At 72.7% G+C, this 15441-nt stretch carries 10 protein-coding genes; 7 read left to right on the top strand and 3 right to left on the bottom strand.

Annotated features, from left to right (window positions below; translation table 11 throughout):
• Nucleotides 1-99 precede the first annotated feature (99 nt).
• The 3 genes from EDD93_RS21145 to EDD93_RS21135 all read right to left on the bottom strand — a co-directional run bounded on the left by EDD93_RS21145 (nucleotide 100) and on the right by EDD93_RS21135 (nucleotide 7262).
• The gene (locus EDD93_RS21145; protein WP_123526637.1) at nucleotides 100-1560 is read right to left on the bottom strand and encodes a glutamate synthase subunit beta; all 1461 of its coding nucleotides are present in this window, start codon (nucleotides 1558-1560) and stop codon (nucleotides 100-102) included.
• The gene (gene gltB / locus EDD93_RS21140) at nucleotides 1553-6112 is read right to left on the bottom strand and encodes a glutamate synthase large subunit (protein WP_123526636.1); all 4560 of its coding nucleotides are present in this window, start codon (nucleotides 6110-6112) and stop codon (nucleotides 1553-1555) included. Before gltB ends, EDD93_RS21145 begins: the two co-directional genes overlap by 8 nt.
• A 415-nt stretch (nucleotides 6113-6527) precedes the next feature.
• Entirely contained in the window at nucleotides 6528-7262 is a 735-nt protein-coding gene (locus tag EDD93_RS21135; protein WP_123526635.1) for a VIT1/CCC1 transporter family protein, read from the bottom strand.
• Between the two features lie 264 nt (nucleotides 7263-7526).
• Here EDD93_RS21135 and EDD93_RS21130 point away from each other — a divergent pair, with 264 nt between their 5' ends.
• Genes EDD93_RS21130 through EDD93_RS21100 form a run of 7 tightly spaced genes read left to right on the top strand, consistent with a single transcriptional unit; the run spans nucleotide 7527 to nucleotide 15346 of the window.
• Nucleotides 7527-8720 carry an ADP-ribosylglycohydrolase family protein gene (locus tag EDD93_RS21130; protein ID WP_260255938.1) on the top strand — a complete coding sequence of 398 codons (1194 nt, stop codon included), beginning with the start codon at nucleotides 7527-7529 and terminating at the stop codon, nucleotides 8718-8720.
• Entirely contained in the window at nucleotides 8717-9937 is a 1221-nt protein-coding gene (locus tag EDD93_RS21125) for an ADP-ribosylglycohydrolase family protein (RefSeq protein ID WP_123526634.1), read from the top strand. The genes EDD93_RS21130 and EDD93_RS21125 overlap by 4 nt, the downstream gene beginning before the upstream one ends.
• The gene (locus EDD93_RS21120; protein ID WP_123526633.1) at nucleotides 9864-11066 is read left to right on the top strand and encodes an ADP-ribosylglycohydrolase family protein; all 1203 of its coding nucleotides are present in this window, start codon (nucleotides 9864-9866) and stop codon (nucleotides 11064-11066) included. The genes EDD93_RS21125 and EDD93_RS21120 overlap by 74 nt, the downstream gene beginning before the upstream one ends.
• Nucleotides 11063-12445: an ADP-ribosylglycohydrolase family protein gene (locus tag EDD93_RS21115; RefSeq protein WP_123526632.1), complete on the top strand. Its 1383-nt coding sequence runs from the start codon at nucleotides 11063-11065 to the stop codon at nucleotides 12443-12445. Before EDD93_RS21120 ends, EDD93_RS21115 begins: the two co-directional genes overlap by 4 nt.
• Complete coding sequence (gene rbsK / locus EDD93_RS21110) at nucleotides 12442-13326, top strand: ribokinase (protein ID WP_123526631.1); 885 nt, start codon at nucleotides 12442-12444, stop codon at nucleotides 13324-13326. The genes EDD93_RS21115 and rbsK overlap by 4 nt, the downstream gene beginning before the upstream one ends.
• Nucleotides 13323-14522, top strand: coding sequence for a CaiB/BaiF CoA-transferase family protein (locus tag EDD93_RS21105; protein ID WP_123526630.1), 1200 nt, complete (start codon nucleotides 13323-13325; stop codon nucleotides 14520-14522). Before rbsK ends, EDD93_RS21105 begins: the two co-directional genes overlap by 4 nt.
• Nucleotides 14519-15346, top strand: coding sequence for a CoA ester lyase (locus tag EDD93_RS21100; protein WP_123526629.1), 828 nt, complete (start codon nucleotides 14519-14521; stop codon nucleotides 15344-15346). Before EDD93_RS21105 ends, EDD93_RS21100 begins: the two co-directional genes overlap by 4 nt.
• Nucleotides 15347-15441 lie beyond the last annotated feature (95 nt).

The raw sequence follows: 15441 nt of genomic DNA, 5'->3' as shown, positions 1-15441 counted from the left end.
CGGGATGCGCCACGGCGCCTGCCGAATCGTCCGGTCGGGGACGGGCAGGCGCCGCGTTCAGTTCCGTACGCCGTTGTACGGGACGTCTGTGTGCCGTGATCAGACCATCATGGAACGGTCCGTCGGGCGGATCGGGGCCGGCAGTGCGCTGGCCCCGGTCAGGAAGCGGTCCACGCCGCGTGCCGCGGAGCGGCCCTCGGCGATGGCCCACACGATGAGGGACTGGCCCCGGCCGGCGTCACCGGCAACGAAGACCCCGTCGACGTTCGTAGCGTACTGGTCGTCGCGGGCGACGTTGCCACGGGCATCCAGTTCCAGGCCGAACTGCTGGACCAGACCGTTGGCCTGGTCGGTGCCGGTGAAGCCCATGGCGAGGGTGACCAGCTGCGCGGGGATCACGCGCTCGGTGCCGGTCTTCTGCTCCAGCTTGCCGTCCTTGAACTCCACCTCGATGAGGTGGAGCGACTGGACGTTGCCGTCCTCGTCGCCCTCGAAGTGGGTGGTGGAGACGGAGTAGATCCGCTCGCCGCCCTCCTCGTGCGCGGAGGTGACCTTGTAGAGCATCGGGAAGGTCGGCCAGGGCTGGTTGGCGTTCCGGTCCTCGCCCGGCCGGGGCATGATCTCCAGCTGGGTGACGGAGAGCGCGCCCTGCCGGTGGGCGGTGCCGACGCAGTCGGCGCCGGTGTCGCCGCCGCCGATGACGACGACGTGCTTGCCCTCGGCGGTGATCGGGGAGACCGTCAGGTCGCCCTCCTGCACCTTGTTGGCGAGCGGCAGGTACTCCATCGCGAAGTGCACACCGTTCAGCTCACGGCCCGGGACGGGCAGGTCGCGGGAGACGGTGGCACCGGCGGCGATGACGACGGCGTCGTAGCGGCGGCGCAGCTTGGCTGCGTCGACGTCCTTGCCGACCTCGACCTCGGTGCGGAACTTGGTGCCCTCCGCGCGCATCTGCTCGATGCGGCGGTTGATGTGCGACTTCTCCATCTTGAACTCGGGGATGCCGTACCGGAGGAGTCCCCCGATGCGGTCCGCGCGCTCGTAGACGGCGACCGTGTGGCCGGCCCGGGTCAGCTGCTGGGCGGCGGCGAGCCCGGCCGGACCGGAGCCGATGACGGCGACGGTCTTGCCGGAGAGGCGCTCGGGCGGCTGCGGCGTGACGTCGCCCCGGTCCCACGCCTGGTCGATGATGGAGACTTCGACGTTCTTGATGGTGACGGCCGGCTGGTTGATGCCGAGCACGCACGCCGACTCGCACGGGGCGGGGCAGAGCCGCCCGGTGAACTCCGGGAAGTTGTTCGTGGCGTGCAGGCGCTCGGACGCGGCGGTCCAGTCCTCGCGGTAGGCGTAGTCGTTCCACTCGGGGATGAGGTTTCCGAGCGGACAGCCCTGGTGGCAGAACGGGATGCCGCAGTCCATGCAGCGGCCGGCCTGCTTGCTGATGATCGGGAGCAGCGAGCCCGGAACGTAGACCTCGTTCCAGTCCTTGACGCGCTCGTCGACGGGGCGGGTCTGGGCGACCTCGCGGCCGGTGGTCAGGAAGCCCTTGGGGTCAGCCATTGGTCGCCGCCTCCATCATCTTCTCGGTGGTCTCCTGCTCGGAGAGACCGGCGAGCTCAGCGGCGTCCTTGGCGGCGAGCACTGCCTTGTAGGTGGACGGGATGATCTTGCTGAAGCGGGTCACGGCGGTGTCCCACTCGGCGAGGAGCTTCTCGGCGACCGTGGATCCGGTCTCCTCCTGGTGGTGGCGCACGACATCGTGCAGCCACTGCCGGTCGGTGTCGGAGAGCTCCTCGACCGCGCCGAGGTTCCCGGCGTTGACGTGGTCGCGCTTCAGGTCGATGACGTAGGCGACGCCGCCCGACATGCCGGCCGCGAAGTTGCGCCCGGTCTCACCGAGCACGACGGCGTGTCCGCCGGTCATGTACTCGCAGCCGTGGTCTCCCACGCCCTCCGAGACGACCGTGGCGCCGGAGTTGCGGACGCAGAAGCGCTCGCCGGTACGGCCGCGCAGGAACAGTTCGCCGCCGGTGGCGCCGTAGGCGATGGTGTTGCCCGCGATGGTGGAGTACTCCGCGAGGTGGTCGGCGCCCCGGTCCGGGCGGACGATGACGCGGCCGCCGGAGAGGCCCTTGCCGACGTAGTCGTTGGCGTCGCCCTCCAGGCGCAGCGTGACGCCGCCGGGGAGGAAGGCACCGAAAGACTGGCCGGCGGAGCCGGTGAAGGTGATGTCGATGGTGTCGTCGGGCAGGCCCGCACCGCCGAACTTCTTCGTGACCTCGTGGCCGAGCATGGTGCCGACGGTCCGGTTGATGTTGCGGATCGCGATCTGCGCGCGGACCGGCTGGGCGGCCTCGGCGCTGTCGGCCTTCAGGGCGTCGGAGGCGAGCTTGATCAGCTCGTTGTCCAGCGCCTTGTCCAGCCCGTGGTCCTGCTCGGCGATCTGGTGACGGACGGCGCCGTCGGCCAGCTCGGGGACGTGGAACAGCGGGGCGAGGTCGAGGCCCTGCGCCTTCCAGTGCGTGACCGCCCGGTCGGTGTCGAGCAGCTCGGCGTGGCCGACGGCCTCCTCGATCGTACGGAAGCCGAGCTCGGCGAGGATCTCGCGGACTTCCTGGGCGATGAACTCGAAGAAGTTGACGATGTACTCGGCCTTGCCGGAGAAGCGACTCCGCAGGACCGGGTTCTGGGTGGCGATGCCGACGGGGCAGGTGTCCAGGTGGCAGACGCGCATCATGACGCAGCCGGAGACGACGAGTGGCGCGGTCGCGAAACCGAACTCCTCGGCGCCCAGCAGTGCGGCGATGACGACGTCGCGGCCGGTCTTGAGCTGGCCGTCGGTCTGCACGACGATGCGGTCGCGCAGGCCGTTGAGCAGCAGCGTCTGCTGGGTCTCGGCGAGGCCGAGCTCCCAGGGGCCGCCCGCGTGCTTCAGGGAGGTGAGCGGGGAGGCGCCCGTTCCGCCGTCGTGGCCGGAGATCAGGACGACGTCCGCGTGCGCCTTGGAGACACCGGCGGCGACCGTGCCGACGCCGACCTCGGAGACCAGCTTCACGTGGATGCGGGCCGCCGGGTTGGCGTTCTTGAGGTCGTGGATCAGCTGAGCCAGGTCCTCGATGGAGTAGATGTCGTGGTGCGGCGGCGGGGAGATCAGGCCGACGCCGGGGGTGGAGTGCCGGGTCTTGGCGACCCACGGGTAGACCTTGTGGCCGGGCAGCTGGCCGCCCTCGCCGGGCTTGGCGCCCTGCGCCATCTTGATCTGGATGTCGTCCGCGTTGACCAGGTACTCGCTGGTGACACCGAAGCGGCCGGAGGCGACCTGCTTGATGGAGGAGCGGCGCGCCGGGTCGTAGAGCCGGTCGGCGTCCTCGCCGCCCTCACCGGTGTTGGACTTGCCGCCCAGCTGGTTCATGGCGATGGCGAGGGTCTCGTGCGCCTCGCGGGAGATCGAGCCGTAGGACATGGCGCCGGTCGAGAAGCGCTTGACGAGGTCGGAGACGGACTCGACCTCGTCGATGTCGATGGCCTCGCGGTCCGAGGTGAAGCCGAACAGGCCGCGGAGCGTCATCAGGCGCTCGGACTGCTCGTTCACCCGCTCCGTGTACTGCTTGAAGATGTCGTAGCGGCGGTTGCGGGTGGCGTGCTGGAGGCGGAAGACCGTGTCCGGGTCGAACAGGTGCGGTTCGCCCTCGCGGCGCCACTGGTACTCGCCGCCGATCTCCAGCGCGCGGTGCGAGGCGGAGATGCCCGTGGCCGGGTAGCCCTTGGCGTGCCGGGCGGCGACCTCCTTGGCGACGACGTCGAGTCCGGCGCCGCCGATCTTGGTGGTGGTGCCGTTGAAGTACCGGTCGACGAAGGACTGGTCGAGGCCGACGGCCTCGAAGACCTGGGCGCCCCGGTAGGAGGCGACGGTGGAGATGCCCATCTTGGACATCACCTTCAGGACGCCCTTGCCCAGTGCGTAGATGAGGTTGCGGATGGCCTGCTCGGCCTCGATGCCCTCGATGAAGGTGCCGGCCCGGACCAGGTCCTCGACGGACTCCATGGCCAGGTACGGGTTGACCGCGGCGGCGCCGAAGCCGATCAGCAGCGCGACGTGGTGGACCTCGCGGACGTCACCGGCCTCGACCAGCAGGCCCACCTGGGTGCGCTGCTTGGTGCGGATGAGGTGGTGGTGGACGGCCGAGGTGAGCAGCAGCGAGGGGATCGGCGCGTGCTCGGCGTCGGAGTGCCGGTCGGACAGGACGATGAGGCGGGCACCGTCCTCTATGGCGGCGTCGACCTCCGTACAGATCTCGTCGATCCGGGCGGCGAGGGACTCGCCGCCGCCGCCGACCCGGTAGAGGCCGGAGAGCGTGGCGGCCTTCATGCCCGGCATGTCGCCGTCGGCGTTGATGTGTATGAGCTTGGCCAGCTCGTCGTTGTCGATCACCGGGAACGGCAGCGTGACGCTGCGGCAGGCCGCGGCGGTCGGCTCCAGGATGTTGCCGGCCGGGCCGAGCGTGGAGCGCAGCGAGGTGACGAGCTCCTCGCGGATGGCGTCCAGCGGCGGGTTGGTGACCTGCGCGAACAGCTGGGTGAAGTAGTCGAAGAGCAGCCGGGGCCGGGCGGACAGCGCGGCGATCGGCGAGTCGGTGCCCATGGAGCCGAGCGGTTCGCCGGCGGTGCGGGCCATCGGGGCGAGGATGACGCGCAGCTCTTCCTCGGTGTAGCCGAAGGTCTGCTGGCGGCGGGTGACGGAGGCGTGCGTGTGCACGATGTGCTCCCGCTCGGGGAGGTCCTCCAGCTCGATCTCGCCGGTCTCCAGCCACTCCTGGTAGGGCTGCTCGGCGGCGAGGGACGCCTTGATCTCGTCGTCCTCGATGATGCGGTGCTCGGCGGTGTCGACGAGGAACATCTTGCCGGGCTGCAGGCGGCCCTTGCGGACGACCTTGGCGGGGTCGATGTCCAGAACGCCGACCTCCGAGGAGAGCACGACGAGACCGTCGTCGGTGACCCAGTAGCGGCCGGGGCGCAGACCGTTGCGGTCGAGGACCGCGCCGACCTGGACGCCGTCGGTGAAGGTGACGCAGGCCGGGCCGTCCCAGGGCTCCATCATCGTGGAGTGGTACTGGTAGAAGGCGCGCCGGGCCGGGTCCATGGAGTCGTGGTTCTCCCACGCCTCGGGGACCATCATCAGCACCGAGTGCGGCAGCGAGCGGCCGCCGAGGTGGAGCAGCTCCAGGACCTCGTCGAAGGAGGCCGAGTCGGAGGCGTCCGGGGTGCAGACGGGGAAGATCCGGTCCAGCTGCTCCGTACCGAAGAGGCTGGAGGCGAGCTGGGACTCGCGGGCCTTCATCCAGTTGCGGTTGCCCTTGACCGTGTTGATCTCGCCGTTGTGCGCGACGAAGCGGTAGGGGTGGGCGAGCGGCCAGCTCGGGAAGGTGTTGGTGGAGAAGCGCGAGTGGACGAGGGCGACCGTGGTGGCGAACCGGGCGTCGGAGAGGTCCGGGAAGAACGGCTCCAGCTGCCCGGTGGTGAGCATGCCCTTGTAGACGACCGTGCGGGCGGAGAGCGACGGGAAGTAGACCCCGGTCTCACGCTCGGCGCGCTTGCGCAGCACGAAGGCCTTGCGGTCCAGGACGATGCCGCTGCTCTCGCCGTCCGCGACGAAGAGCTGGCGGAACTCGGGCATGGTGGCGCGGGCGCCCTTGCCGAGGATGCCGGGGGTGACCGGGACGTCGCGCCAGCCGAGGACCTTCAGGCCTTCTTCGGCGGCGATCTTCTCAAGACCCTTGACGGCCGCTGTGGAGTCGTCCGCGGGCAGGAACGCGATGCCGACGGCGTAGGCACCGGCCTCGGGGAGGTCGAAGGGGACCTCTGCGCGCAGGAAGGCGTCCGGTACCTGGAGCAGGATTCCGGCTCCGTCACCGGAGTCGGGCTCGGACCCGGTGGCGCCGCGGTGTTCGAGGTTGCGCAGTACGGTCAGCGCCTGCTCGACCAGCTCGTGGCCTGCCACACCGGTCAGAGTGGCGACGAACCCGACACCGCAGGCGTCGTGCTCGTTGCGGGGGTCGTAGAGCCCCTGCTGGGCGGGGCGACCGTCCATGGGCGACCAGGCGTCGGTGCGCATCGGCTCTCCCGTCGTCGTCGTGGCATATGAGCAGCCGAGGGACGACGTTGGCCCTCTGCGAAATTTCGTGCAGATTACATGATGGGACGCTTCTCAAGAAGCGGATAGCTCGTTCCAACATACGGACACCGCGGATGGCGGTGGAGGGGGTCGCAGTCGGAGGATCGGCGCCCGGGAGACCGCAGAGAGCAGGCGTCGTTGCCTGCGGTGTCTACGGCTCATGCCCGGCGGAAGCACAAACGAAACCGCCGGGTAACGACTACTTATGTGTAGCCCTGCATAGAGTCTCATTTTACGTCGCGCGGGACCGTTCCGCCCAGTGACGGTGATCAGGACGTACGTCACACGGATGGCGCGCACGTTACGGGCCGGGATCGTGGTTCCGATCCCGGCCCGTGGTCTGCGCGCGGACGGCTCAGCCGCCGACGGCGACGCCGAAGAGCATGCCCAGGCCGTAGGTGAGCGCGGCCGCCGCGCCGCCGAGCACCAGCTGGCGCAGTCCGCTGAACCACCAGCTGCGGGCCGTGACCCGGGCCACCACCGCGCCGCAGCCGAAGAGACCGATCAGGGCCAGCAGCACGGCCGGCCACAGCGCGTCCGCGCCGAGCAGGTAGGGCAGCAGCGGCAGCAGGGCACCCAGCGCGAAGGCACCGAACGAGGAGACGGCGGCCACCAGCGGCGAGGGCAGGTCGCCCGGATCGATGCCGAGCTCCTCGCGGGCGTGGATCTCCAGGGCCTGCTCCGGGTCGCGCGACAGCTGCCGGGCGACCTCGCGGGCGAGGGCGGACTCGACGCCCCGGGACTCGTAGAGCGCGGCGAGCTCCCGTTCCTCGTCCAGCGGGTGCTTGCGCAACTCCCGCCGCTCGACGTCGAGTTCGGCCTCCACCAGCTCGCGCTGCGAGGCGACGGAGGTGTACTCGCCGGCCGCCATCGAGAAGGCACCGGCGGCCAGACCCGCCAGCCCGGTGATCACGATCGTCCGGTGCGAGACGTCACCGCCCGCGACCCCGGTCATCAGGGCGAGGTTCGAGACGAGGCCGTCCATGGCGCCGAACACCGCGGGCCGCAGCCAGCCACCGTTCACATCGCGGTGGGTGTGGTTGTCGCGGTGCGCCTCGTGCAGTACGGCGTCGGTCTCGATGATGGACACAGCTCTCCCCTTCTCCCGGAGCGGTGTTCAGCCGCTCCGACCCCGTTCGACACACTCGAAAATACGCACGAAAAATGGCTCCCGCCAGCAAGGAAGGCCGTACTTACCACTGTCCGTGACCACATAGGTACGGCTTGCCTTGCTGTCCGAAGGCCGTCATCCGAGTGGCCCTTTTGTTGTGATTAACGGCCTCTGTCCTGTCTCCGCGTGGCACAGATCCCACAGGTACGAGAACTGGCTCGGTACGAGCGAAGGGTCGACGCGATGGAGCTGATCGCAGGAAATCCGGCAGGACCGCGGGCGGGCGGCACGCGGGCGGCGGTCCGAGGGGCACCGGCCCCCGGCGAAACGGTCCGGGGCGGCCCGGCCGACCGGGCCAGGGGCTCGCTCCTCGGCCTCGCGGTCGGCGACGCGCTGGGCGCCCCCGCGGAGAACATGCGGCCCTCCGAGATCCGCCGCCGCTGGGGCCGGATCGAGGGCTTCGTGAGCGACGACCCGGCGGGCACCGACGACACCGAGTACGCGATCTTCTCCGGACTGCTGCTGGCCCGGCACGGCTCGGCGCTCACCGTGACCCACGTCGAGCGGGCCTGGCGGCTGTGGATCGCGGACCTGGACGAGGGGCCCTTCCGGGGCGCCGGCTTCAGCGAGCGCGGCACGCTGGAGAACCTGCGCCGGGGACTGGCCGCCCCGATCTCCGCCCAGCACCGGCACGCCTGGAGCGACGGGCTGGCGATGCGGGCGGCGCCGTTCGGGGTCTTCGCCGCGGGCCGGCCCGCCGAGGCGGCCCGGCTGGTCGCGGTGGACGGCCGGGTCAGCCACGAGGGCGAGGGCATCTACGGTGGCCAGGCGGTGGCGGCCGGGGTCGCGGCCGCCATGACGGGGTCCGGGGTCACCTCCGTGATCGCCGCCGCGCTCTCCGTCGTACCGATGGACTCCTGGACGGCGCGTTCGCTGCGCCGCGCGGTGACCGCCGCCCAGCGCCCGTACCCCGACCGGCTTTCCATGGAACGCGCGGTGCGCTCGGCCGTCGTCGTCGGCGGCTACCCCTGGACGGACCTGGCCCCCGAGGCGGTCGGGCTGGCCTTCGGGGCGTTCGCCGCGGCGCGCGGAGACTTCCGCACGGCGGTGCTGACCGCGGTCAACATGGGCCGCGACGCCGACACCACGGCCGCGGTGGCGGGCGCGCTCGCCGGGGCGCTGCACGGGGCCTCGGCCATCCCCGCGCACTGGGCCGACGCGATCGGCCCGGTCCGGGGCAGCTGCCTCCCCTCGATGCGCGGCCACCACGTCCTGGACATCGCGGAACTGCTCACCCCGGCCGATCCGGACGAACGGGACGCCCAGCGGCCCCCCGGCCCCGGCCCCGGCGACGGGACGCCCCCGCCCGGTGGGAGCGCCGGCGACGACGCCGGGCACCGGGACCTCCGCACCTGCGCGCCGGCGGTGCGGCCATGACCGGGACCACCCGCCGCGCCCGGATCGAGGGGCTGCTGCTCGGGCTGGCCGCCGGGGACGCCGCCGGATGGCCGGCCGCACGGCACCGGGCGGCCCGGATGCCGGAGTGGACCCGTCGCCTCACCCGCGAGCTGGACACCTTCGCCGAGCAGAACGCGACCACCACCCTGCCCGTCCCCATCGCCCTGAACCAGCCGCCCGAGCCACTGCGGCTCGGCCCGTCCGACGACGCCGAATGGGCGGCGTTCGCGGCCGGGACCGTGCTGACCTCGGCGGCGGGCCCGCTGCACGGCCTCTCCGCCGGGAGCCGGATGCGGGCCGCGGTGGACGTCGCCTGGAACGCGCTGGCCGCCGAGGTCGCCGCGGCCGCCGCACGGGCGCCCGAGGTCGAGTCGGCGGTGCTGCCGCTGCGGGCCCGGATCTCGGTCCGGGCCGGGCTCGGCAACCTCGCCGCCGGACTGCGCCCGCCCGCCACCGGCCACGACAACCCGCACTACTTCGACGACGCGGCCTGCGTGCGGGCCGCCGTCCTGGCCGTCGTCCACCCCGGCGACCCGGCGGCTGCGGCCGATCTCGCGGAGTTCGACGCGCGCTACACCCAGGACGGCGACGGGGTACACGGTGCGCGGGCGACGGCGGCCGCGATCGCGGCGGCGCTCGGCGGGGCCGACGTGGACACGGCGGTGAACGCCGCGCTGGCCCAGCTCCCCGAGGGCACCGAGATCGCCCGCAACGCCGCCCACGCGGTCCGGATCGCCCGCGACTTCGCCGGCGAGGCGGCCGGCGCCTTCGCCCTCGTCCCGGTGCTGGAGCACCAGATCGTGGACCACGTCTACAGCTACGGGATCGCCGCGGCCGAGACCGTCCCGGTCGCCCTGGCCCTGGCCACCGCGGCCCGCGGCGAGATCGCTCAGGCCGTACCGTCCGCCGCCTGCCTGTCCCGGGTCGCCGATTCGGCGCCGGCCCTGGCCGGTGCGCTGACGGGCGCGCTCGGGGGCATCGCCACCGTGCCGGACGGCTGGCGCGAGGCCTGCCGCACCCTGGCGGGGTGCGCGCTGCCCCGTTTCGCGGGCACCGATCTGATGGAACTCGCCGGGCTGCTGGCAGACACGGAACCGGCACCCTCGGGTGGACAATTCGGACATGACATCCACAGCGCCGACGGCGCCCACGAGGTCCGCACCGCCCACGACACCCACGGCGCCCACTCTCGATGAACGGATCGCGGGCGCGCTCGTCGGCGCCGCCGTCGGCGACGCGCTCGGCGGCCCGGTCGAGGGACGGCCCCCCGAGCAGATCGTGGCCCGTCACGGCGGGCGGATCACCGGCGTCGTCGGTCCCTGGGACGGCGACGACTGGCGCACCGCCCGCCCCATCGCCCCCTACCACAAGGGCGACGGGCACGTCACCGACGACACCCTGATGACCCATGCGCTGGTCCGGGTCTACGGGAAGGTGCGCGGCCACCTCGACGCGTACTCGGTCGCCGAGCACCTCGTGCCGGAACTGATCTCGAACCCCCGCTGGATTCCGGAGCTGGAGGCCGAGGCGCTGCCGCTCCAGCGGATCTTCCTCGCCGAGAAGTGGATCGTCGCCCGGCTGCACTACGGCCACGTCGACCCGCGCGAGGCCGGCTCCGGGAACATCGTCAACTGCGGCGCGGCGATGTACATGGCGCCGGTCGGGCTGGTGAACGCCGCCCATCCGCAGGCCGCTTACGCCGAGGCGCTGGACGTCGCGGGCGCCCACCAGTCCTCGTACGGCAGGGAGGCGGCCGGGGTCTTCGCGGCCGCCGTCGCCGCCGCCTGCGCACCCGGGGCCACGCCCGCCTCGGTCGTCGAGACCTGCCTGTCGCTCGCCAAGGACGGCACCCGGTCCGCCATCGAGGCGGTGTGCGAAACAGCGTCCGGGTACCGCGACTTCGAGTCCGCCCTGGCCCCGCTGCGGGAGGCCGTCGCCCCCTTCGACACCGTCGGCCCCGACTACCGGGCCCCCTCGCTCGGCGCCCGCCGCCCGTCCCGGCTGCACTCCATCGAGGAACTCCCCGTCGCGCTCGGCATGCTGCTCGTCGGGGACGGGGACTACCGGCGCACCGTGCTGGGGTCGGTCAACTACGGGCGGGACTGCGACTCCATCGCCACCATGAGCGGCGCCGTCGCGGGCGCGCTGCACGGCGAGCGCGCGATCCCCGCCGACTGGGTGAGCACGGTCGCGACAGCCAGCCGCCTCGATCTGCGCGCCCCGGCCCGGACCCTGGCGGAGGTCGCCCGCGAGGTGTTCGCGCACGACACGGCCGGCCGCCGCAGCCACGAGAGCGCCTTCGCCGCGCTGGCGGGCACACCGTGACCGCCACCCTGCGGGCCACCTGGGTACAGCCGGAGGACCTGGTCGGGCACGAGCTGCGGCAGGCCGCCGAGGACGGGCGCGACGCCCGGGACATCGAGCGCCGGTGGTACGAGGCCGGCGGCTCGCCCGCCCCGGACCGCGCGGGCGCCTCCGAGCACCCCGCCGCCCCGGAACTGCGCGCGGTCGCCGGGCGTCTGCTGGACGAACTCGCCCTGCTGGAATCACCGTTGGCCGAGGACGAGCCGACCGGCCTGGACGCGATCCGGTCCGCCTGCCCGCACTGGCCGCTCCCCCGCACGGCCGCCTCGGGCGTGGACCGCGAGCGGCTGCACGCGGCCTGGCTGGGCCGGGCTGCGGGCTGCCTGCTCGGGAAGCCGGTCGAGAAGCTGCCGCTGGAGGGCATCCGCGCGCTGGCCCGCGCCACCGGGAACTGGCCGCTGAACACCTGGTTCACCGCCAGAGGGCTGCCCCCCGGGCTGGCCGCCACCTACCCCTGGAACCGGCGCTCCGCAGCCACCTCACTCGCGGAGAACATCGACGGGATGCCGGAGGACGACGACCTCAACCACCCCCTCCTCACCCTGCTGCTGCTCCGGCGCCACGGCCGCTCGTTCACCACCGCCGACCTCGCCCGGCTCTGGCTGGACGAACTGCCGGCGGGCCGGACGTTCACCGCCGAGCGGGTCGCGTACCGCAATCTGCTGGACGGCGTCGAGCCGCCGGAGACCGCCCGGTACCGCAATCCGTTCCGGGAGTGGATCGGCGCGCAGATCCGGGCCGACGTGCACGGCTGGACCCACCCCGGCGACCCGGCCGGGGCGGCGGAGCAGGCCCACCGGGACGCCGTCCTCACGCACACCGGGAACGGTGTGTACGGCGCCATGTTCACCGCCGCCGCACTGGCCGAGGCGGCCGGCGGCGAGGCCGACGTGCACGGCTGCCTGGCCGCCGGGCTCAGGGTCGTACCACCGCGCTCGCGGTTCGCCCGCGCGGTACGGGACGGGATCGACGCCGGCCACGACGCGGCCGGCTTCGACACCGTCGTCGACCGCCTCCACGCCACGTACGGCCGCTACCACTGGGTGCACGTGCTGCCCAACGCGGCACTGCTCGCCGCCGCGCTCACCCATGCCGACGGCGACTTCTCCGGCTCCATCTGCCGTTCGGTGTCCGGCGGCTGGGACACCGACTCCAACGGGGCGACCGCCGGTTCGCTGGCCGGACTGCTGGCCGCACGGCCCGAGGCGCTGCCCGACCGGTGGACCACCCCGCTGAAGAACCGCCTCGCCACGTCCGTACCCGGTTTCGACTCGGTCGGCTTCGACACCCTCGCCGACCTGACCCACCGGCTCACCCACCAGGAGGCAGTGTGCCCATGACCAGAGTCGCGGTGCTCGGCAGCACCAATATGGACCTCGTGGCCTACGTCGACCGGGCCCCGGAGCGCGGACAGACCGTCACCGGAACGGAGTTCCGCACCGTCCCCGGCGGCAAGGGCGCCAACCAGGCCGTCGCCGCCGCCCGCGCGGGCGGCGATGTGATGATGATCGGCGCCGTCGGCAACGACGAGTACGGCCTCCGGCTGCGGGAGAACCTGGAGCACTCGGGCGTCGACACCGATCTGCTGCACACCGCCGAGGGCCCCAGCGGTACCGCGCACATCGTGGTGGACGCCAAGGGCTCCAACGCCATCGTCGTCATCCCCGGAGCGAACGGCGCCGTCACCGCGCTCGGTCCGGGCGAGATCGCCGCCGTCGCGGAGGCCGATCTGCTGCTGCTCCAGCTGGAGCTGCCGATGTCCGCAGTGATCGAGGGTGCGCGGGCCGGTCACGCCCAGGGCGTACGGGTGATCCTCACCCCGTCCCCCGTGCAGGAACTTCCCGGCGAACTCCTGGACTGTGTCGACCTGCTGATCCCCAATGAGCACGAGGCGGCCGAGCTGTCCGGGCACGCCGAACCGCACGCGGCGGCGGAGGTCCTGCTCAGCCAGGTCCCCGCGGTCCTGATCACGCTCGGCTCGAAGGGCTGCCTGTACGCGGCCCGGGGCAGCACGGCCGTCCACTTCCCCGCCCCCGATGTCTATGCCGTCGACACCACGGGCGCCGGCGACACCTTCGTCGGCACGCTCGCGGTGGCGATCGGTGAGGGCCGGCCGGTGCCGCAGGCCGTCGCCTGGGCCTCCGCGGCCGCCGCGCTCTGCGTACAGAAGCCCGGCGCCTCGACGTCCATGCCGTACCGCAGCGAAATCGACGCCGCGTGAGCGGGCAGGCGGCAGCGCCGCTGACCGGACTGCGGGTCATCGACCTCGCCACGCTCTTCGCCGGGCCGCTGTGCGCCACCATGCTCGGTGACTACGGCGCCGACGTGATCAAGGTCGAGCATCCGGGCCGCCCCGACCCGTCCCGGGGCCACGGCCCGACGAAGGACGGCATCGGGCTGTGGTGGAAGCTGCTCGGCCGCAACAAGCGCACCATGACCCTCGATCTCTCCGGGGACGGCGGCCGCGACATCCTGCTCCGGCTCGCCGCCGACACCGACGTCATCATCGAGAACTTCCGGCCGGGCACGCTGGAGCGGTGGGGCCTCGGCTGGGAGGAACTGCACGCCGTCAACCCACGGCTGGTGCTGGCCCGGGTCACGGGCTTCGGCCAGTTCGGCCCGTACGCGCACCGGCCCGGCTTCGGCACCCTCGCGGAGGCGATGAGCGGATTCGCGGCGATCACCGGGGAGCCGGACGGGCCGCCAACGCTGCCGCCGTTCGGTCTGGCCGACTCGATCGCGGCGATCGCCACGGCCTTCGCGGTGATGACCGCGCTGGCCGGGCGGGAGCGCACCGGTGAGGGCCAGGTCGTCGACCTGGCGATCATCGAACCGATCCTGACGGTGCTCGGCCCGCAGCCGCTCTGGTACGACCAGCTCGGTTACGTACAGCCGCGCACCGGCAACCGTTCGCGCAACAACGCCCCGCGCAACACCTACCGCACCTCGGACGGGCAGTGGGTCGCCGTCTCCACCTCGGCGCAGTCCGTCGCGGAGCGGGTGATGCGCCTGGTGGGACGGGCAGAGCTGATCGACGAACCGTGGTTCGGCTCCGGCACCACCCGCGCCGAGCACTGCGAGGAGCTCGACGAGGCGGTCGGCAACTGGATCGCCCGCCACACCAGGGACGACGCGGTCTCCGCGTTCGAGAAGGCGGAGGCGGCCATCGCGCCGGTCCACGACATCCGCGATGTGATGGAGGACCCGCAGTACCGGGCGCTGGACTCCGTGACCGAGATCGACGACCCCGAGCTGGGGCCGCTGCGGATGCAGAACGTCCTCTTCCGGCTCTCCGCGACGCCCGGGGCGATCCGCTGGGCGGGACGGCCGCACGGGGCGGACACCGAGGAGATCCTCACCGGGCTCGGTCTGAGCGGCGCGGAGATCTCGGCGCTGCGGGCGGAGCGGGTCCTGTGATCCCGGCGATCCCCCTCACCTGGCTGTACGTCCCCGGGGACCGGCCGGACGTGGTGCGCAAGGCCCGCGCTTCGGGGGCGGACGTGGTGATCGTGGACCTGGAGGACGCGGTCGCCCCCGACCGCAAGGAGTACGCGCGGGCGGCCACCGCCGAACTTCTCGCCGAACCTGCGGACGCCGACGCGGCGCCGCTCCATGTCCGGGTCCACACCGAGACCGACGTCACGGCCCTGGCCGGGCTGCCGGGCCTGGCGGAACTGCGGCTGCCGAAGATCACCCACGCGGCCTCCGTCCATCACATCGCGGCGCTGGCCCCCGGGGTCGCGCTCTGCCCGCTGTTGGAGTCGGCGCTCGGCATCGAGCACGCGTACTCGGTGGCCGCCGCCCATCCGCAGGTCAGATCCATCGCGCTGGGCGAGGCGGATCTGCGGGCCGATCTGGGGGTGCGGGACGACACGGGGCTCGACTGGTCGCGCAGCCGGGCGGTGGTCGCGGCGCGGGCGGCCGGGCTGGCCCCGCCGACCCAGTCGGTGTTCCCGGACGTCCGGGACCTGGACGGCCTGTGGGCGTCCTGCGCGCACGGCCGGGCGCTGGGCTTCCTGGGCCGGGCGGCGATCCACCCCCGGCAGCTCCCGGTGATCGAACGGGCGTTCCGGCCGACGCCGCAGGAGATCGAGGCGGCCCAGGAGATCGTCGAGGCGGCCCGGACGGAGGCGGGCGCGCTGGCCCTGCCGGACGGCCGCTTCGTGGACGCGGCGGTGGTGGCCTCGGCCCACCGCACGCTCGCCCTGGCCGGGCGCACGGTGGTGGCCGGCCCCCGCTGAGCCGGAGCCCCGGGCGCAACGCTTCGTCCTCAATCGCCGGACGGGCTGGGGTTGCCGGGTTGCCGGGTTGTCGTTGGTTTCTGGCTCTGCCGGGC

The sequence above is a fragment of the Streptomyces sp. 840.1 genome (genome assembly GCF_003751445.1).
Classification (GTDB): Bacteria; Actinomycetota; Actinomycetes; order Streptomycetales; family Streptomycetaceae; genus Streptomyces.
This window is presented reverse-complemented; position numbering and strand designations above follow the sequence as displayed.

Coding starts and splice junctions, on each gene's coding strand:
- EDD93_RS21145 (WP_123526637.1), bottom strand. CDS start 1,560: ATGGCTGACCCCAAGGGCTTCCTGACCACCGGCCGCGAGGTCGCCCAG.
- gltB (WP_123526636.1), bottom strand. CDS start 6,112: ATGCGCACCGACGCCTGGTCGCCCATGGACGGTCGCCCCGCCCAGCAG.
- EDD93_RS21130 (WP_260255938.1), top strand. CDS start 7,527: ATGGAGCTGATCGCAGGAAATCCGGCAGGACCGCGGGCGGGCGGCACG.
- EDD93_RS21125 (WP_123526634.1), top strand. CDS start 8,717: ATGACCGGGACCACCCGCCGCGCCCGGATCGAGGGGCTGCTGCTCGGG.
- EDD93_RS21120 (WP_123526633.1), top strand. CDS start 9,864: ATGACATCCACAGCGCCGACGGCGCCCACGAGGTCCGCACCGCCCACG.
- rbsK (WP_123526631.1), top strand. CDS start 12,442: ATGACCAGAGTCGCGGTGCTCGGCAGCACCAATATGGACCTCGTGGCC.